Below are 19,232 nucleotides of genomic sequence, written 5' to 3' on the forward strand. Positions count from 1 at the left end.
GTTATGCGGCCTCCTTCACGGGGCGGGTCTGGGTAGTGGAATTCGGGGCGTCGAGCAGGGCGTCGGCATCGGCCGCGCCGAGTAGCAGGGCTGGGCGGCAGGCGCCGAGATCGCGGCCGGCCTGGGCCTGGGCGAAGTACCAGGGGCCCATGGCGGTATCGCCATAGAGCACCGCGCCTTCCAGGCGGCCGTCGCGCAGCAGCAGCCGGCGGTAGTCGCCCTGGTCGGGGTCGTGGTAGACCAGCACCTCGTGGTCGGCGTCGGCCTCGGTGGGGCCGAAGGCGTAGAGGGCGATGCCGCTGACCTTGAGCTTGGTGGCGGTCGCGGCCTCCCGGTAGCCGGGCGTGGTCTCGCCGCACAGGCGCGCGGCCAGCACCTCCACCTGGCGCCAGATCGGTTCCACCAGGCCGTAGGTGTGGCCCGCGAACTCGCAGCATTCGCCGAGGGCATGGATATGCGGGTCGGAGCTGGTGAGGAAGTCGTCGACCCGGATGGCACGTCCCATGACCAGGCCGGCGGCTTCGCCCAGTTGTGTATTGGGGGCGATACCGGCGGCGATCACCACGCAGTCGGCGGCCAGGCGGCGCCCGTCCTCCAGGTGCACCGCCGCCACCCGGCCGCGGCCGTCGTCCTCCAGCCGCGCCAGGCGCGCGCCGGTGTGGATCGCCAGGCCGCGCTGGGTCAGTTCGGCCTCCAGCAGGGCGGCGGCGGTGGCGTCGAGCTGGCGGTTCATCAGCCGGTCGGCGCGTTGCAGGACGCCGACCCGGCAGCCGCGCTTGCGCATGCCCTCGGCGGCCTCCAGGCCCAGCAGGCCGCCCCCCACTACCAGGGTCTCGGCGCCGGCGTCGGCGGCGGCCATCAGGGCCTCGGCGTCGTCCAGGTCGCGGAAGCCGTGCACCCCCGCCAGCTCGATGCCGGGCACCGCCGGCATGGCCGGGCGCGAGCCGGTGGCCAGCACCAGGCGGCCATAGTCGAGGGTGCGTCCGGCGTCGGTGACGAGGCGGCGTGCCTGGCGGTCGATCCCGGTGACGCGCTCGCCGAGGATCAGCTCGATGCCCTGGTCGGCATACCAACTGGTGTCGCGCAGGGTCAGGGCGTCGCGGGCCATCTCACCGGCCAGCCAGGGGGAGAGCAGGATGCGGTTGTAGGCCGGGGCGGACTCCTCGCCCAGCACGATGATGCGCGCGGGGCGGTCGGACCGCTTGATCAGGGCCTCCACCAGCCGGTGGCCGGCCATGCCGTTGCCGATGATCACCAGGGGATCGTCCGGGGTTCGCTGGGCCATGGGTGCACCTCCTGTCCATGCCGAAAACCAAAAACGGCGCCTTCCTCTGGCCCGTGGGCCAGGGGAAGACGCCGTTGTCTGAATCCTGTCGAGGCAATCGCCGTTGATGCCTCGTACTGGTCAAGGACCTTCAAGAACCCGGCCAATATGCCGGGGTAAGCCGATTTTTTCCGTGATTACATAGGGTTGCTATTCGGATGTGGGGCCGGGGGCGCGTCACCTTCGGCATCGTCTGCACCCGCCTGGTGCAGGGCCGCGTCATAATGCACGGGGTCATGGCAGGCCCGCAGGCCGGCCAGGTCCAGGCGGCGTCCCTCGCGGCGCAGGGCCTGGTCCAGGCGGCGTCCCTCGCGGCGCAGGGCCTGGTCCAGGTGCTCGGCGAAGCCGGCGGCGGCCTGGGGATCGGGGCGCAGGCTGCCGGCGAGGCGCTGACGCATCGGCGCCTCGTTAAGGGCCAGCCGCGAGAGGTGGGCCACCGAGCGATCCAGATAGGGGGGCAGGGCCAGCCACTCCAGGGTGCGGCGGGCATGGCCGGGGTCCTCCGCCAGCCAGTCGCCGGCCCGCTGCAGGGCGACGATCAGTCGCGCCAGGGTGGCCGGATAGCAGCGTGCCCAGGAACGGGTCACTCCCAGCACCTTCTCCGGAGCCTCCGGCCACAGCTGGGCGCCGGTAGCGACGATGCGTCCCGCACCGCGGTGCTGGGCCAGGCTGCCCCAGGGCTCGCCGACGCAGAAGCCGTCGATCTCGCCGGCCTCCATGGCATCCACCATGCGCGGCGGCGGCAGTACCACCAGCTCGGCGTCGTGCTGCGGGTCGAGGCCGCCCAGGTCGAGCCAGTGGCGCAACTGATAGTGCTGACAGGAGTAGGGGTAGACCATGGCCAGCCGCGGTGGTCGGGGCAGCGTCGGCAGGGCCGCGGCCAGGGCCCGGGCGCCGCGCGCCGGGTCCACCGCCAGATGGGCGTGGCTGGCCTCGGCGAGGCGTTCGGAGAGTACCAGGGCGTTGCCGTTGCGGGACAGGGTCACCGGCGCCAGGGTCTCGCAGGGGGCCCGGCCCAGCCCCAGGCTCATGGCCAGCGGCAGGGGGGCGAGCATCTGGGCGCCGTCCAGCAGGCCGGCGGCCACCTTGTCGCGCAGGGTCGACCAGGTGTTCTGGCGGGCCAGGGTCACGTCCAGGCCCTGGTCGGCGAAGAAGCCCGCCTCCCGGGCGATCACCAGCAGGGCCGAATCCAGCAGCGGCACGAAGCCCAGGGTCAGGTCGGGACGTTCGGCATCCGGTAGGAAGGTCATAGGCCGTTCTCCAGGCGTTCGAGGATATCGATGACGTTGTCGGCCACCTGGGCGATGCGCTGGCCACGATCCATGGCCAGCTTGCGCAGCATCCGGTAGGCCTGCTCCTCGTCGGTGTTCTGGTGCTTCATCAGCAGCCCCTTGGCGCGTTCGATGCGCTTGCGTTCGCTGAGCTGGTTGCGGGTCTTGTCCAGTTCGCGGCGCAGCGACTGAAAGGCGTCGAAGCGGGCGATGGCCACCTCGATGATCGGCTTGACCCGGCCGGGCACCAGGCCGTCCACCACATAGGCGCTGACCCCGACCTTGAGGGCGGCCTGCAGGGTGTCCGGGTCGTGCTGATCGGCGAAGAAGACCACCGGGCGCGGGTTCTCGCGATTGAGCAGCGCCATGCTGTCCAGGGTGTCCCGGTCCGGGGACTCCATATCGATGATCACCACATCGGGGGCATGACGGGCCACCATCTCGTTGAGGCTGGCGGGGCTGGCCAGGCGGCAGATCACCCGGTGTCCCTCGTGGGTCAGGGCCTCCTCCACCATGGCGGCGCGCACCACTTCGTCGTCGACCAGCAATATCTTCAGGGACGTGGGTGGGGACATAACGGGACTCGCGGGAAGCTAAGGTCTTATAGCCTTGCAATAAGCGTTCCAGCTGGCCGGGGATCGGGGCGGGGAACACAGGGCTATCGCAGTCGCGTGCACTCTGTAGGAGGCCCGGGGCTACCCTGGGGGCAGGTCGTCGCGGGGCGCGGTGAACCCCTCCCTGGGCGCTACTTTTGTCCTGCGGCGCTCTCGCATCCTGCGCCGCTTGCAGGGCCGGGGCTGGCCATCCATGGCCAGCCCGTTCGGAGGAATCCTCCTCACCCCTGGCAAAAAAACCCCGCTCCATCCTGCCCCCAGCGCCCCTCGTCATTCCAATGGCGATAGCCTTGGGAGCGGTCTGCATATTTGCCGCTTGGCGAAGGCCGGCACCGCCATGGGGTGGCCGGGATTGCGCCGCCGGGGTGCAGTGACGTCAATGGGTGCCTTGTAGTGGTGCGTGGGGGCGCGGCCGGGGTAACCCAGGGGCCTGGTCGTTCTCCATAATGCCTTGGCCAGTCAGTGGGTTATAACGCTTCTACGGTCTTATGGCATACGCCTTGCTTGTTAGGAAGTAACCCGGGACCAATGGCGGTCCTATCGATATCAGCAGTTCAGCGAACACGACAATGGCGTCCTGCCCACGGCTTAGCGGCCGAGGGAGGGCGCCATCGTCGTTTCAAGAGGCAACCCTATGCATCAGGCGCGAACCACCTGCCCCTATTGTGGCGTCGGCTGTGGCGTACTGGCGGAACTGGAGGGCGAGCGGATCGTCGGCGTCGGCGGCGACAGCGAGCACCCGGCCAATTATGGCCGCCTCTGCGTCAAGGGCTCGGCCCTGCACGAGACCCTGGGCCACCAGGGCCGCCTGACCCGGCCCCGGGTCGACGGCGTCGAGGTGGACTGGGAGACGGCGCTTTCCGCCGTGGCCGATCGCCTGGCGGCGACCCGAAGCGAGCACGGCGACGGCGCCGTGGCGGCCTACCTCTCCGGCCAGCTGCTCACCGAGGACTATTACGTCGCCAACAAGCTGTTCAAGGGCTTCCTCGGCACCCCGCACCTGGATACCAACTCGCGGCTGTGCATGGCCTCGGCGGTGGCCGCCTACAAGCGCAGCCTGGGGGCCGACGCCGTGCCCTGTTGCTACGAGGACCTGGAGGAGGCCGAGCTGGTGGTGCTGGTGGGCTCCAACCTGGCCTGGAACCACCCGGTGCTCTACCAGCGCCTCAAGGTGGCCAAGACCCGCAATCCGTTGATGCGGGTGGTGGTGATCGACCCCCGGGTCACCGACAGCTGCGAGATCGCCGACCTCTACCTGGGCCTCAAACCCGGCAGCGACGCCCGGCTGTTCAACGGCCTGCTGGCCTGGATGGCCGACAAGGGCAAGCTCGATCGGGTCTACCTGGAGAAGCACACCCAGGGGCTGGAGGAGGCCCTGGCCGCGGCCCGGGAAGAGGACGGCTCGGTGGCCGCCGTGGCCGCCGATTGCGACCTCGACCCGGAGCGCCTGGAGACCTTCTACTACTGGTTCGCCAGCCAGCTGCACGTGGTGACCCTCTACTCCCAGGGGGTCAACCAGTCCTCCAGCGGCACCGACAAGTGCAACGCCATCATCAATTGCCACCTGGCCGGCGGCAAGCTCGGCCTGCCCGGGGCTGGGCCCTTCTCCATCACCGGCCAGCCCAACGCCATGGGCGGCCGCGAGGTGGGCGGCCTGGCCAACCAACTGGCCGCCCATATGGACTACCACACCCCGGGCGCCCTCGACCGGGTGACCCGCTTCTGGACCACCGAGTCGCTGACCCCGAGCCTGCCCGAGGGGCCCGGCCACAAGGCGGTGGAACTCTTCGAGGCCATCGAGCGGGGCGAGGTCCGGGCGCTGTGGATCATGGCCACCAACCCGGCGGTGAGCCTGCCCCGGGCCGACCGGGTGCGGGCGGCACTCGAGAAGTGCCCGCTGGTGATCGTCAACGAGTGCATGGCCGACACCGACCTGCTGGCCTATGCGGATATCGTGCTGCCGGCCTCCTCCTGGTCGGAGAAGAACGGCACCGTGACCAACTCCGAGCGGCGCATCTCCCGCCAGCGGGGCCTGCTGCCGCCGCCCGGGGAGGCGAAGCACGATTGGTGGATCATTACCCGGGTGGCCCAGCGGCTGGGCTATGGCGAGGCCTTCGACTATGCGCATCCGGCGGAGATCTTCGACGAGCATGCCCGGCTCTCCGGCTTCGAGAACCCTGCTGACACCCCGGACAAGGGCAAGCGGCTATTCGATATCTCCGGCCTGGCCGGGCTGGACCGGGATGCCTACGACGCCCTGGCGCCCATCCAGTGGCCGGTCAACGCCGCCGCGCCCCGGGGCACCGCGCGGCTCTTCGAGGATGGCCGCTTCACCACCCCGGACGGCCTGGCTCGGCTGATTGCGGTGCGCCCGCGGGAGCCCGAGCAGCGCCTCAGCGAGGCGCGGCCGCTGCGCCTCAACACCGGGCGCATCCGCGACCAGTGGCACACCATGACCCGTACCGCCCGGGCGCCGCGGCTGATGAACCACCGCGCCGAGCCCTTTATCGAGATCACTCCCGAGGATGCCCTGGTGCTGGGCGTCGGCGACCAGCAACTGGCCCGGCTCACCGGTGCCGGTGGCGATTATCTCGGCCGGGTGCGGCTCACCAAGGGGCAGCGCCGCGGCGAGGTATTCGTGCCCATGCACTGGAGCGACCGCTTCAGCGGGAGCGCGCGCATGGGCAGCCTGCTGGAGGCCCACCTCGACCCACTCTCCGGCCAGCCCGAGTCCAAGCACGGCGCCGTGGCCCTGACGCCGCTGCCTGTCGCCTGGGAGGCGACCCTGCTGGTGGCCGATGACCTGGCGGTGCCCCCCGACTGGTGCACGGATGCCGCCTATTGGGCGCGCATCCCCCTGGCCCATGGCCAGCGCTGGCAGCTGGCCGGGGCCCCCGAGAGCGCCGATCGCGACTGGCTGGCCTGGCTCGCGCACCATCTGCCGGTGGCCGCGGCGCTGTGGCTGGAAGACCCCGCCGGCGGGCGCCTGCGCGCCGCGGGTATCGAGGACGGTCGCCTGCGCTGGTGGCTGATGGTGGGCCCCCCGGCGGAGCTGCCGGGGCTGGCCTGGCTCGACGAACGCCTCGCCGAGGCCGCCCGCGACGAGGCCCTGGCCCCCGAGCGCCGGCGCCGCCTGCTGGCCGGCTGCGACGACGGCGCCGCCGACAGCGGCCCGGTGGTGTGCAGCTGCCACCAGGTGGGCCAGAAGGCCATCGTCACGGCGATCCGCGGCGGCGAGGCCAGCGTCGAATCGCTGGGCGCCCGGCTGGCCTGTGGCACCCAGTGCGGCAGCTGCATTCCCGAGTTGAAATCCCTGATCGAAGAGCACCGCGCGGCGTGTGCCGAAGAGGAGAGAGCCCCATGCGAACCCTGAACCCGAGTATCAAGGCCCGACTGGCATGGGACGCCCTGCTGGCGCCGCTGCGGGGTCTGGCCCGGCGCATCGCCGACACGACCTCCTGGCGGATAGATGGAAGGCACCATCGTGAAGACGGCGCCCTGGGCGGTGACTGTCGCCCCGGCAGCGTCTACCTGGTGGGGGCCGGCAGCGGCGCGGCGGAGCTGCTGACCCTTAGGGCCGCCCGATTGCTGGGCGAGGCCGATGCGGTGGTCTACGACCGCCTGGTGGGCGATGAGGTGCTGGCGCTGATTCCTGCCCACCGGGAGCGCTACTACGTGGGCAAGGCGAGTGGCCACCATAGCGTGCCCCAGACGGAGATCGGCGAGCTGCTGGTGGAACTGGCGGGGCAGGGCAAGTCGGTGGTGCGCCTCAAGGGCGGCGACCCCGGGGTCTTCGGTCGCATGGGCGAGGAGCTGGCCGCCCTCGATGCGGCGGGGGTGCCCAGCGAGATCGTGCCCGGCATCACCGCCGCCTCGGCGGCCTGCGCGGGCCTGGGCATTCCGCTCACCGACCGCGCCCATGCCCAGCAGCTGCGCCTGGTGACCGCCCAGCTGTGCCGCCTGGATGGCGAGCCGGACTGGGCGGCGCTGGCGCGTCGCGACGAGACCCTGGTGTTCTATATGGGCCTGGCCAAGGTCGAGGCGATCTGTGCCGGCCTGCGCGGCGCCGGCCTGCCCGACGACTGGCCGATCATGCTGGTGGCCAACGCCAGCCTGCCCGAGCAGCGGGCGCTGATCGGCACCCTGGCCGATATGCCCGCACGCCTGGCGGCCGAGCCGCTGCCCTCGCCCTGCCTGATCCTGGTGGGCAGCGTGGTGCGGATGGCGGCGCAGCGGCAGCGCCGGGTGGTCGAGGCCGGGGCGGCGAAGGATTGAGGGAACCCCCGGGCACGGTTACAGTCCTAGGGGCGCCGGGAGGCGGTGTTCGTCTCCCGTGTCATCCAAGGAATGTCTCGATGAAGAAGACCGGCAAGATTCGCGATAATGCCCTCAAGGCGACGCTACGCACCCCGCTGTTCAAGCAGCGGCGCGAGATCCCCAAGAAGGGCAAGGGCAGCTACTCTCGCAAGGGGCGGGCGCCTCGCCAAGCGGCCTGAACCGGCCGTTTCGCCAGGCGCCTGTCCTGCCACTACCCCGGCGTCACGCTTCCCCACGAGGCCCTCCATGGAGGGCCTCGTCGATTCTTGGCGTCGGGTCGATCAGCGGCGCGCGCCGCGCCAGTCGGCGGCACCCAGCCGATAGAGGCAATGGGGGCGCAGCGGGTGGCCCGGGGGCAGGGCGGGGTGCTCGAAGGTGGCATCGTGGTGCATGCCGAGCCGCGCCATCACCGCCCGGGAGCGGCGATTGTCGAGGCTGGTGAAGGAGACCACCTCGTCGAGCCCCAGCGAGTCGAAGGCCACCGCCAGGGCGGCCTCGGCCGCCTCCCGGGCATAGCCGTGTCCCCAAGAGGGCCGCGCCAGGCGCCAGCCGATCTCCACGCAGGGCGCGAAGGGCAGGTCGTCCCGGGGGATATGCAGTCCCACGAAGCCGATAAAGGACGTTGGTAGGGACGCCTGTAGGCTCTCGCCCTGCTTTATCTCCACCGCCCAGAGGCCCCAGCCCCGCTCGGTGATCAGTCCACGTATACGCCCGGCCAGGGCATCGCTCTCGGCGCGGCTCAGCGGCGCCGGGAAGTGCGCCATCACCTCGGGGTCGGCATTCAGGGCGGCGAAGGGCGCCAGGTCGCCCTCCCGCCACTGGCGCAGCCGCAGGCGCGGGGTCTCGGGTTCGATAAGGCGTGTCATGTCGATTCTCGGTGACAAAAAGGGCCGGCGATCGCCGGCCCTCGGGGACTCGCGGTAGTTCGTTACAGCTGGGCGAGGATGGTCTCGGCGCTGCTCTTGTCGACGCCCTTGTCATCGACGCCCAGGTACTCCACCACGCCGTCGTTGGCGATCAGCGCATAGCGCTGGCTGCGCACGCCCAGGCCGGCGGCGGTGAGGTCCTTGCTCAGGCCGATGGCCTCGGCGAAATCGGCGCTGCCGTCGGCCAGCATGGTGATGGCCTGGGCGTTCTGGTCCTTCTGCCAGGCGTCCATCACGAAGGCGTCGTTGACCGAGGTGCAGACGATGGCGTCCACGCCCTTGGCGAGGATCTCGTCGGCCTTGATCACGAAGCCCGGCATATGGGTGTTGGAGCAGCCGGGGGTAAAGGCGCCGGGCACGGCGAAGAGCACTACCTTCTTGCCGGCGAAGAGCGCATCGGTGTCGATATCCTCGGGGCCCTGGGCACCGTTGGTCTTGAGGGTCAGGTTGGGCAGCTTGTCGCCGATGGCAAGACTCATGTCGGACATCCTTCTCGTCAGTGAAATCGCGGGACCAGGGCGCGCCCTGGCGGGACCAATGTAGCAGGGCCGGCGCCTCCCGGCGAAGTCTCGTTACTCCTGCCGAGCGAAGGCGGCGAAGACCTCGGTGCCGGTCATCTTGTGGGTGCAGCGACGACCGAGGCGCTACTCGGCCCATTCCGGGGAGGCATGGGGGCGATACGTTCTTCACCAGTCAGTGGCGTGACGCCGCTTGATCGCGATGACGGACCTGGACGACGGCGGCTTCGCGGAACGCTCGCTGCACCACGAGACGCAATTCGTCGTCATCCCAGGGCTTGGTCAGGAACTTGTAGATGGCGCCCTCGTTAATGGCGGTGGTCACCGTCTTCAGGTCGGTATAGCCGGAGAGCACGATCTGCATGGTCTGGGGGTAAAGGTCCTTGACCCGGTGCAGGAACTCGGTGCCGCTCATGGCCGGCATGCGCTGGTCGGAGATGATCACCTGGACTTCATGAGTGGCCAGCAGTTCGAAGGCCTCGTGAGGGTTGCTGGTGGTCAGGATGCGATAGCCGTCACGGCGCAGGGCGCGGTTGAGGGCATTGAGGATATTCGGTTCGTCGTCCAACAGCAGCAGGGTCTGGCGATCCTCGTCACCATTCTGACGAGCCTTGTCGAGGTGCCTGGCGGCATGATGCTCCCGCAGGTAGATCTCCAGGTCGGCCAGGGGCATGGGGCGGGCGAAATAGTAGCCCTGGTAGAGGTCGCAGAGATGCTTGCGCAGGTAGGCATACTGGGCCTGAGTTTCGACTCCCTCGGCCACGACCTGAAGCTGCAAGGGGATCGCCATGGAGAGCACGCCCTGAATGATGGCAGCATCTCGGTGGTCGCTGATCACCTCCTGGATAAAGGAACGGTCGATCTTGATCTTGTCCACCGGCAGGTACTTCAGGTAGCTCAGGCTCGAGAAGCCGGTGCCAAAGTCATCAATGGCTACGCTGAGGCCTGCCTGGCGCAGTGCATGCAGGGTCTCGATGGCGTAATCCGCCTTTTCCATCAGGATGCCCTCGGTGAGTTCCAGTTCCAGCAGGGACGGAGAGAGTCCAGCGGCATCCAGGTTCTGGAGGACGCCGTCCACGAAGTGGCGGCGCTGGAACTGCATGGGAGAGACATTGACCCCCATGCGGAACTCTCCCAGCCCCAGGGAATTGAGATGGCGGTTGTCTCGGCAGGCGGTGGCCAGTACCCAGTCGCTGATCGGGATGATCTGTCCTGTATCCTCGGCCAGGGGAATAAAGTCCGCCGGTGAGACGAAGCCGTGAAGAGGGTGGCGCCAGCGGATCAGTGCCTCGAAGCCGATCACGGTACCGCTGGGGCCATGGATCTGGGGCTGGTAGTGCAGCTCGAACTGTTCCTCATCGATGGCTTGCTGCAGGTCGCTGCGTAGCCTGACTCGCTCGCTGACCTTGTGATTGAGGTCCTCGGTGTACCAGTGGTAGGTGTTGCGCCCCAGGCGCTTGGCCTTGTACATGGCCAGATCCGCCTGCTGAACGAGATTCATGGGGTCCTCGATTTCGCCGTGTCCGGTGGCGATGCCGATACTGGCGGTGAGGCGAAGCTCGCTATCGGTCAGGCGATAGGGCCTGGCCACGCTGTTCAGCACTCTCTCGACCAAGGGTAGGGCATCCTCTTCGCTGACCAGCTCTGGAAGCAGCACCACGAACTCATCGCTGCCGAAGCGTGCCACGGTATCCCCGGGGCGTACCGTATCCGAAAGGCGCCTGGCCACCTCGATCAGGACCCGGTCGCCGAGGGTATGGCCCAGGGTGTCATTGATGGGCTTGAAGCCATCCAGGTCGATGAAGAGTACCCCTTGCAGCAGGCCATGGCGGTTGGCGAACTGGCAGTCCTGGCGCAGGCGATCCTCCAGCAGCCAGCGGTTAGGCAGGCCGGTGAGAGCATCGTGGTTGGCGTTGTAGGCCAGTTGCGACTCGTACTCGCGTTGGGCGGAGATATCATTCTGCACCCCGATAAAGTGGCTCACCTCCCCGGCTTCATTGCGCACCGGCGACAGGTAGAGGTCGTTCCAGAAGGGGGTGCCATCCTTGTGGTAGTTGCGTAGGGTGACATGGATATCGCGTTGCGTGGCCAGTCCTCGGCGAATTTCGCTGATCGCTTTGGGGGCGGTATGTTCGCCTTGCAGGAAGCGGCAATTGTGGCCCAGCACCTCATCGCGGCTATAGCCGGTGATTCGCTCGAAGGCGGCATTGACATAGACGATGGGGTGGTCGGGCCGACCGGCATCGGCGATAACCACCCCGTTGAGGGTCGACTCGATGCTGCGTTCCAGCAGATGCAGCTGTCGCTCGGCGGTCTTGCGTTGATTGATGTTGCGGAAGTAGACCGCGAGCCCCTCGTCAGAGGGGTAGGCATGCGCCTCACACCAGAGCCTCAGCGGTGAGTAGTAGGCTTCGAAGTGCATGGCCGTCTGAGAGGTCATGGCGCGACGATATTCGATCTCGAACCGGCTGCCCACGGCTTCGGGGAAGGCCATCCATAGGTTCTGGTCAATAAGCTGACGGCGTGAGTATCCCAGGGTCTTTTCCGCCTCACGATTGAGGTAAGTGAAGCGCCATTGCCTATCCAGGGTGAAGAAGCCGTCGGTGATGCTCTCCAGGGTAGTGGTCAGGCGCTCGGCCAGGGAGGAAACTTCCCGCTGCAGGCAGCGGTGCTCCGTGATGTCCTGGGTGGAGCCCTGGACGCGCTGAATGCCCCCCAGATCATCATGAACTGCCTCGCCGATCACTCGCACCCAGAGGCGACGCCCCTTGGCGGTAACCAGTTCATACTCGTCGTCGAAGGCGATGCCTTCACGTGCACAGCTTTCGAAATCCTGACGAAAACGTGTTCGTGACTCGGCGGCATAGAAGCCGATGGCCTGTTCCAGGGTGGGCTGGAAGCCTGATGGCACCTCGTGGATGGCGCAGAGTGCATCGGACCAGATCGGGGCCCGCCCCGCTTCCATATACCAGCCGCCGATCAGCGCCGTATGCCCGACGATCTGGAAGAGGCGTTGGTGATGTAGCAGCTGCTGTTCATTCTGCTTGCGCTGGGTGATCTCCCGGGCCACGGCATAGATCACCCGCTCCTCGCCGAGATTGGCGTTTATCTCTACCCAGTGAATGTGGTCACGGCAATCACGCAGGCGGACTTCCATGCCTTGAATCGGCTCTCCCTCCTCCAGGCGCTTGATGGCAGCGGCAATGATGGGCTGGTCCTGGGAGTCGACCAAGGCGTGGTAAGGGCGGCCGACCAGCTGCTCCGGAGCATATCCGAGCAGTCGTTGGAAGGCGGGGTTGATCTGCATCAAGTGCCCTTCCAGGTCGACCCGGCAGAAGAGGTCCGCGGAGAGGGTATAGAACTGATCCCGTTCGCGCAGCGTGTGTTGCAGGGTGCGGTGGTTCTTGTCCAACTGGTGCAGGTGGTGTTTCGAGAGGCGAAATAGCCCCTGGCTCAGCATCAGGAGATAGCTGAACAGCAGGCCAGTCATCAGAATCAGGTTGGCGGGAAGGGTGGCTTGGAGCAACTGTCGGGGGGAGTGGGTGATCTCTAGCCGCCAGTGCTCTCCCTGCGGAAGCTTGATATCGCGCATCAGCAGTCGTCGACCCGCCTGCCAATGCTCATGGTCGTGCCGGGGGTAGAGGTTCCGGTCTCCCTCGTGGAGGTGGATGGCCAGGGGCCCCAGGGCATCGAGCTGAGTTTCCAGTAGCGGGACAAGGGACAGGCTGGCCAACAGGAGATGAGTCGGGGAGTCGGGCAGTGACAAGGGGTGGGCCAGCAATAGCTGGATATTCTCGCCCCGGGACAGAATCGGGCTGAGACGGGAGTCATCTCCACCCAGCACCCCCTCCAGCCATTGGCGATGGTGGGGCGAGTCGAGGTATGCCTGGCTGGTCGGTGAGGTCTCGGTTTCGCGGGACTCTTCCCAGAGAGGGATCAGGTCGCGATCCAGTACGGCCAGTAGGCTGAGTTGGGGAAAGTCGTCCAGGTAGCTGTGGACTTCCTGATCACGCAGGGGGGCGTCGGGGAGCGCGCCGAGGGCCTGCCAGCGCCCGGCCTGGCGCCGAATCAGCTGACTGTAGTCGCTCAGCTCGGCTTCCAGGCGTGACCAGGCCTGGTCGGCGACCGATCGGGCTTGCTCTTCGATGCGCTGCTGCCCCTGAAGGCCCAGCAGATACCAGCCGCTGACCGAGAGGGTGATTCCTCCCAGCCCTGCCAGGAGGGCCAGGCGTCCCGGGAACCCTCGGGGTTGGCGTGGCGCGGGCGGTGGCAACATGAGCAGCAGGCTCAGGGCCAGGGGCACCAGCCCCATGAGTAGGGGCGTCTGGAAGTGGGGGTCGAGGCCGGGCGGGTCTCCCAGCCAGATGGCTGCCAGCAGGCCCAGGTTGATCGCCGTCATCAGGGTGCCGATAAGCCGGGCGAGTCGCCTCGATCCCGTCTCGTCCCGCATCCATGCCAGGAGTCCCAGGACAGTGATCCCCAGGGGCCACCAGGACGCGGGCGGCGTGGGCAGTGAGATGGGCAGCATCGTTATCAATGCTAGGCCGATCAGTGTGCCCAATAGCATGCCCTGGGCGAGACGGCGCCCGGTCAGCGCCAGGCTGAGGAGCGCCAGGCCCACCCCTCCCAGGACCAGGGCCGCATCGGCTCGCAGCAGCAGTCCGCCGCCTGTGGTGGGAGTCAAGGCCACGCCGACCAGCCCCAGCACGACACAGGTCAGTCCAACCAGGCCATGGTAGGTATGGCCGACCATCAGGCGCATCTTCATGGGGTCACTGGCTTGTTAGGACGGAGTCGTGGCCAGGGATCATTAGACCTCCTCTTCGCTCTCGGCGGGACGAACGATCAGGGTATAGCTGGCACCCTCGGTTTCCTCGAAACGAATCAGCCGCTCGATCAAGGATGCCGTCAGGGCCTTGCCGTGGTTGATCAGCAGCATGCCCTCGGTGGAGTGCAAATCCTGTACCAGCACCATGCCCGGCTCCACCTGGCGGGTATCCAGGGTCATGACCCGGGCATCCTGGAGCCCCAGGTCGGGGGCTTGCTCCTGACACAGGGCGATAAAGGCTCGACACAGTTCGGGGTCATAAACTCGGCCGGCCAGCTTCTGGAGTAGCTCCAGGGCCCCGGGGCGGGATACCTGGCGAGGCAGGATCATGCCCCGCTGCAGTTCGATAAAGTCCACCGCCAGGCCCAGCAGGCGGGCGCCGTAGGGGATCGTCTCGTCCCTGAGCCGATCGGGATAGCCGGAGCCATTCCAGTACTCTCTATGGTGACGAATCAGCCGTGCCGCGCCTTGCAGGGGTTCTAGTGTCATCAGCAGTGCTTCGCCGGCTTCAGGGTAGCGACGGTATTCGCTCTGCTGCTTGGCATAGAGGCGCTGGGCCGGGGTGGTCAGCATCTGGTCGTCCCAGCTCAGGCGACCCAGGTTATAGAGGGCCGCGGCCATTTCCAGGTCATGTCGCAGCGACTCATCGAGGCCTTGATCGTCGGCGAAGGCGCGCACCAGCCGGCCTACCTGGGCATTGGTCTGGAGGGACCGGGGCAGGCGCTGGTTGATCAGGGTTGAGAAAACCCGGGTAGTGATGACATAGCTCTGCTTGAGCTCACCATAGGCGGCATCGAGCATGTCTGCGGTCTGCTGGAGCTCCTCGGTGCGTGCCGCGACCCGCCGTTCCAGGTCGGCATTGAGTGCCAGCAGCTCTTCATTCTGAGCCTGGGTCAGTGCTTCCAGGCGCCGCCTCTCCCGTTCGCTCTGCAGATGGGACAGGGCATGGCGAAGGGTCAGTAGCAGCTCGTGATCATCCCAGGGCTTGGCAATATAGCGATAGATGTGCCCTTCATTGATGGCGCGGATGGTCGCCGAGAGGTCGGCCTTGCCGGTCAGCAGGATACGCACGCAGCTGGGCCGACGCTGCTGGATTTCCGCCAGCAGTTGGGCCCCATCCATCCCCGGCATGATGGCATCCGAGATCACCAGGTCGATGTCCTCTTCTGCCAGTAGCTCAAGGGCCGCCTCGCCGCTTTCGGCCATGAGCAGCCGGTAGGGCTCGTGGCGCAGCTCGCGTTTGATGGCCGAGAGCACATTGGGTTCATCGTCCACCAACAGCACGGTGGCTGCCTGGGCAGTGGAGGCAGCAAACATCATGGGCTGGGTTCCGCATCATGGGATGGCTGGGTAATCGGCAGCCAGACCCGGAAGCGACTGCCGCATGATGGGGCGCTGTCGACCTCGATGCGTCCACCGTGTTTCTGCACGATGCTATGGGAGAGCGCCAGGCCCAGGCCGGTGCCTTCCCCCACCGGCTTGGTGGTGAAGAAGGGATCGAAGAGGCGGCTCTGATGCTCCGGAGCGATGCCCTGCCCATTGTCGCCCACCTCGAACCAGACCTCGTCGCCGTGGCGGCCGGTGGATAGCGTGATGCGACCGCTCCCCTCGATGGCCTGAGCGGCATTGGTCAGCAGGTTGAGGATCACCTGATTGATCTGTGAAGGCAGGCACTCGATGCTGGGGAGCTCGGGATCATAGTCCTTGATCACCTCCGCCTTGTACTTCAGTTCGTTATTGACCAGGTTGAGGGTGCTCTCCAGCCCGTGGTGGAGGTCGGCGCTGCGGAAGTCCTCGTCGTCGATATGGGAAAAGTCCTTGAGGGCCGTAATGATGCTCTTGATACGCGTGATCCCCTCCGCCGATTCGTGCAAGAGGGCACCGATGTCCTGGCGCAGAAACTCATAGTCCAGCCGGGACTTCAGGGCTCTGAGTGCTTCAAGGCTGTTGACCTCATCGGCCGCATCGGCGATGCGCAGGAGATCCTCGACATATTGTGCCAGGGACTTGAGGTTGGAGAAGACGTAGCCGATGGGGTTATTGATTTCGTGGGCAACCCCGGCGGCCAACTGACCGATGGCCGCCAGCTTCTCGGACTGGAGAAGTTGAGTATTGACCTGCTCCAGCTCCTGCAGCAATTGATCGGCAGGCTTGTGCTCGGACATGCGGCCCCCTCGGCGTCTGGGGTGGGGACACAGCTATCGCCTAAGGCAAAGATAGCTTTTCCTTGATCATAACTAGCTAATCGGCCAATCGCGGCCGAGCTTTAATCGAGCGTAGACGGAGGGGCTTAAGCGGGATAAAGGGCCCGCGTCCCTGGAGACCGGTGTCGTTGGAATCGGTCCCGCCAGGGGGCAATCCCCATGGCGGGAGCAATGCAGCAGGGCCGGCGCCGCCCGGCGAAGGCCGGGGCTACTCCTGTTGGGCGAAGGCGGCGAAGACCTCGGCGCCGGTCATCTTGTGGGTGGCATTGGCGAAGTCGTAGAAGGCGGGCTTCTCGTCGATAAAGATCTCGGCCTCGAAGCGCCAGGCGCGGCCGTCGTCGATCAGGCCCACCGGCACGGCGACATGCTCGCCGGAGGTGAGGCGATAGAAGAGGTGGGTGCCGCAGCGGCTGCAGAAGCCGCGCTCGGCCCACGCCGAGGAGGCATAGGTACGGATATGCGTCTCGCCATGCAGGGTCATCGCCTCCACCGACTCCAGGGCCAGCAGGGGGCCGCCGCCCCAGGTACGGCAAATGCTGCAGTGGCAGGCGCCCACCTTGGCGTTGCCCAGGCTCAGCTCCAGGGTCACGGCGCCGCACAGGCAGCGTCCGCTGGCGGTCATCGACATGGTGGTCTCCTCCTTGATCGTGGTTTGGCCTTGCAGTGTAGTTCACCGCCCCACGAAAAGGCCCCGGTCACTTCCTGTGACCGGGGCCGGGGATCTACGTCAACCGGCTCCCGCAGCGGGGACAGGTCTCATGGGCGTCGCGGGTCTCGGCACGCTGGCGACGTTGTACGGTCTCCGAATCGCGTTCGGACTCGGCGTCGAAGGCGACCAGATGGCCACGCTCCCAGCGCAGGCCGATATCCCTGAGCAGGCGAGGGTCGTAGTCGCGCAGCTCGGCGTAATGGCGGCGCCGGGTCAGGCGCTGGCGGAGGGCGGTCAGCAGGCGCCGGGCGATCGTTGGGGTTGCCATTCTTGCGGTCTCCTTGGGTCAGGAGGCCGGGACGTGGCGCGAACAGGGGATACCGGTCTGGCAGGTGATCGCTTGGCCGCGGCACGTGCCGCGGCACGTGCCGCGGCCAGGATCGTCTCAGGGGGTCTCTGGCAGGCGGCAACGGCGGGTTCGCATCGCATGATGAGGAATGCGATGCGACTCGGCCGGAGAAGTGACGCGGGGTTGCCAGGGCATGAGACGGGCTCTTCGGTTGAGCGTTTCTATTGAGGTCGGGGGTCGCATCCGAGATACGACCCTCTTACTTGTAAAGGCTCTCTGATTAAGCGTCAACCAATAGATGCTCAGCGGTAACCCTTGGCCTGGAGGCGGAATAGCGTGGCGTAGCGGCCGTCCCGGGCCAGCAGCTCGGCGTGGGTGCCGCGTTCGAGGATGCGGCCGCGGTCGATCACCAGGATCTGGTCGGCGGCGCGCACCGTGGAGAAGCGGTGGGAGATCAGGATGGTCATCTTGTCGCGGCTGTGCTCGCGGAAGCGGGCGAAGACCTCCGCCTCGGCGGCGGCATCCATGGCCGCGGTGGGCTCGTCGAGCACCAGGATATCGGCCTCCTCGCGCATATAGGCCCGGGACAGGGCGATCTTCTGCCACTGGCCGCCGGAGAGCTCCTGGCCGCCCTTGAACCAGCGCCCCAACTGGGTGCGGTAGCCGCCGCCCAGGCGTTCGATAAAGGCGTCCGCCAGGCCCAGGCGGGCGGCGGCCTGCCAGCGGGCCTCGTCCTCGAAGGCGGCCACGTCGCCGACCCCCAGGTTCTCGCCCACCTGCAGCTGGTAGCGCACGAAGTCCTGGAAGATCACCCCGATGCGCCGGCGCAGGGCCCGCACGTCCCAGTCGCGCAGGTCGCTGCCGTCGAGCAGGATGCGTCCCGCCGAGGGTGGATAGAGGCGCGTCAGCAGCTTGATCAATGTGGTCTTGCCGGAGCCGTTCTCGCCCACCAGGGCCAGGCTCTGCCCCGGGCGCAGGTGCAGGTCGATGCCCGCCAGCACCGGGGTCTCGGCGCCGGGGTAGGTGAAGGCGACCCCCTCGAAGCGGATGCCGTCGCCGGGGCGCACGCCCGCGGTCAGGGTGCCGTCGTCGCGCTCCACCGGCTGCTCCAGGTACTCGTAGAGGTTGGAGAGGTAGAGGTTGTCCTCGTACATGCCGCCGATGGCGGTGAGCCCCGCCGAGAGGGCCGCCTGGCCCTGCTTGAAGACCATCAGGTACATGGTCATCTCGCCCAGGGTCAGGGCGCCACCCACCGTCTCGATCACCACCCAGGCGTAGGCGCCGTAGAAGGCCAGGGTGCCCAGCAGGCCGAGCAGGAAGCCCCAGGTGTCGCGGCGAATGGTCAGCCGGCGGTCCTCGCCGTAGAGGGTCTCGAAGATGCCCCGATAGCGGCCCAGCAGCAGCGGTTCCAGGCCGAACAGGCGCACCTCCTTGATGCTGTCCTCGCGGGCCAGCACCGTCTCCAGGTACATCTGCATGCGGGTCTGGGGCGAGCGCCAGCGGAACAGCCGGAAGGCGTCGCCGGAGAACTTGGCCTCGGAGAGGAACACCGGCAGGGCGCCCACCACCAGGATCAACAGTGCCCAGGGCGAGAAGCCCACCAGCAGCACCCCGAAGCTGACCAGGGAGATGCCGTGCTGGCCCAGGGCGAAGGTCTTGTTGACCAGCGCCAGGGGGCGGGTGGAGGCCTCGCGGCGGGCCCGGGTCAGTTGGTCGTAGAGTTCCGAATCCTCGAACTGGGCCAGCGACAGCCGGCCCGCCTTCTCGAGGATCATCACATTGACTTTGTGCCCCAGCTGGGCGCGCAGCAGCGACTGCTGGGCGGAGAGGCCGCGCTGGGCCAGGGCGATCAGGGCGATCACCCCGGCCTCGGCCAGCACATAGCGCAGCACCGGCCAGAGGCTGGCGAGGGTCGGCGACTGGCCGCTCTCCCGATGCGCCGCCATGGCCGCCACCACCGCATCGACGATCAACTGGCCGAGCCAGGCCGCCACCGCCGGCAGCACCCCGGCCACCAGGGTGCAGACCGCCAGGCCCAGGGTCAGCGGCCGCGAGGTCTCCCACACCAGGCGAATCGCCCGGCGGCTGTAGCGGAAGACGCCGAAGAAGCCGGCGAAGGGGTTGGCGGGGGGCGTGGGCGGGGACGGGGCCGACAAGGCGAGGACTCCGGCAGAGCAGAAGGGCCGAGTGTAGCAGAGCCCAGCGTTAGGGCGCGGTGCATAGGGCTATTTG

Annotated in this window: 14 protein-coding genes; 3 read left to right on the forward strand and 11 right to left on the reverse strand. The window is 67.4% G+C overall.

The genetic code is table 11. From position 1 onward, the window contains the following. Position 1: 1 nt before the first annotated feature. The 3 genes from ACZ5EF_RS04145 to ACZ5EF_RS04155 all read right to left on the reverse strand — a co-directional run bounded on the left by ACZ5EF_RS04145 (position 2) and on the right by ACZ5EF_RS04155 (position 3,170). Positions 2–1,285 carry an NAD(P)/FAD-dependent oxidoreductase gene (locus tag ACZ5EF_RS04145; protein ID WP_346063916.1) on the reverse strand — a complete coding sequence of 428 codons (1,284 nt, stop codon included), beginning with the start codon at positions 1,283–1,285 and terminating at the stop codon, positions 2–4. 176 nt (positions 1,286–1,461) lie between these two features. Then, positions 1,462–2,574, reverse strand: a complete 1,113-nt coding sequence (locus ACZ5EF_RS04150; RefSeq protein ID WP_346063915.1) for a CmpA/NrtA family ABC transporter substrate-binding protein — start codon at positions 2,572–2,574, stop codon at positions 1,462–1,464. Further along, positions 2,571–3,170, reverse strand: a complete 600-nt coding sequence (locus ACZ5EF_RS04155) for an ANTAR domain-containing response regulator (protein ID WP_346063914.1) — start codon at positions 3,168–3,170, stop codon at positions 2,571–2,573. The genes ACZ5EF_RS04150 and ACZ5EF_RS04155 overlap by 4 nt, the downstream gene beginning before the upstream one ends. A gap of 673 nt (positions 3,171–3,843) precedes the next feature. On the opposite strand from ACZ5EF_RS04155, the gene ACZ5EF_RS04160 reads away from it, so the two are divergent. The 3 genes from ACZ5EF_RS04160 to arfA all read left to right on the forward strand — a co-directional run bounded on the left by ACZ5EF_RS04160 (position 3,844) and on the right by arfA (position 7,705). Beyond that, positions 3,844–6,582 (forward strand): nitrate reductase, encoded by a 2,739-nt coding sequence (locus ACZ5EF_RS04160; RefSeq protein ID WP_346063913.1) that lies wholly within the window; start codon positions 3,844–3,846, stop codon positions 6,580–6,582. Further along, the gene (gene cobA, locus ACZ5EF_RS04165; RefSeq protein ID WP_346063912.1) at positions 6,570–7,484 is read left to right on the forward strand and encodes a uroporphyrinogen-III C-methyltransferase; all 915 of its coding nucleotides are present in this window, start codon (positions 6,570–6,572) and stop codon (positions 7,482–7,484) included. The genes ACZ5EF_RS04160 and cobA overlap by 13 nt, the downstream gene beginning before the upstream one ends. A gap of 80 nt (positions 7,485–7,564) precedes the next feature. Next, a complete protein-coding gene (arfA, locus tag ACZ5EF_RS04170; RefSeq protein WP_146802390.1) occupies positions 7,565–7,705 on the forward strand; it encodes an alternative ribosome rescue factor ArfA in 141 nt (46 codons plus the stop codon). Positions 7,706–7,807: 102 nt separating this feature from the next. On the opposite strand, the gene ACZ5EF_RS04175 is transcribed toward arfA, so the two are convergent. From ACZ5EF_RS04175 to ACZ5EF_RS04210, 8 genes are all read right to left on the reverse strand, one after another. Then, positions 7,808–8,392: a GNAT family N-acetyltransferase gene (locus tag ACZ5EF_RS04175; protein WP_346063911.1), complete on the reverse strand. Its 585-nt coding sequence runs from the start codon at positions 8,390–8,392 to the stop codon at positions 7,808–7,810. A 62-nt stretch (positions 8,393–8,454) separates the two neighbouring features. Then, positions 8,455–8,931, reverse strand: a complete 477-nt coding sequence (locus ACZ5EF_RS04180) for a peroxiredoxin (RefSeq protein WP_346063910.1) — start codon at positions 8,929–8,931, stop codon at positions 8,455–8,457. A gap of 214 nt (positions 8,932–9,145) precedes the next feature. Next, a complete protein-coding gene (locus ACZ5EF_RS04185; protein WP_346063909.1) occupies positions 9,146–13,738 on the reverse strand; it encodes an EAL domain-containing protein in 4,593 nt (1,530 codons plus the stop codon). Positions 13,739–13,780: 42 nt separating this feature from the next. Then, positions 13,781–15,118 carry a response regulator c-di-GMP phosphodiesterase, NosR family gene (gene nosR, locus ACZ5EF_RS04190; protein ID WP_346063908.1) on the reverse strand — a complete coding sequence of 446 codons (1,338 nt, stop codon included), beginning with the start codon at positions 15,116–15,118 and terminating at the stop codon, positions 13,781–13,783. Continuing rightward, on the reverse strand, positions 15,115–15,963 hold the full coding sequence (locus tag ACZ5EF_RS04195; protein ID WP_346063907.1) for a sensor histidine kinase: 849 nt from the start codon (positions 15,961–15,963) through the stop codon (positions 15,115–15,117). Before ACZ5EF_RS04195 ends, nosR begins: the two co-directional genes overlap by 4 nt. 247 nt (positions 15,964–16,210) lie before the next feature. Further along, complete coding sequence (locus ACZ5EF_RS04200; protein WP_346063906.1) at positions 16,211–16,630, reverse strand: GFA family protein; 420 nt, start codon at positions 16,628–16,630, stop codon at positions 16,211–16,213. A 94-nt stretch (positions 16,631–16,724) separates the two neighbouring features. Next, on the reverse strand, positions 16,725–16,979 hold the full coding sequence (locus tag ACZ5EF_RS04205) for a hypothetical protein (protein ID WP_346063905.1): 255 nt from the start codon (positions 16,977–16,979) through the stop codon (positions 16,725–16,727). A gap of 323 nt (positions 16,980–17,302) precedes the next feature. Next, entirely contained in the window at positions 17,303–19,156 is a 1,854-nt protein-coding gene (locus ACZ5EF_RS04210; RefSeq protein ID WP_346063904.1) for an ABC transporter ATP-binding protein, read from the reverse strand. Between the last annotated feature and the right edge of the window lie 76 nt (positions 19,157–19,232).

The organism is Bisbaumannia salifodinae, assembly GCF_055388505.1.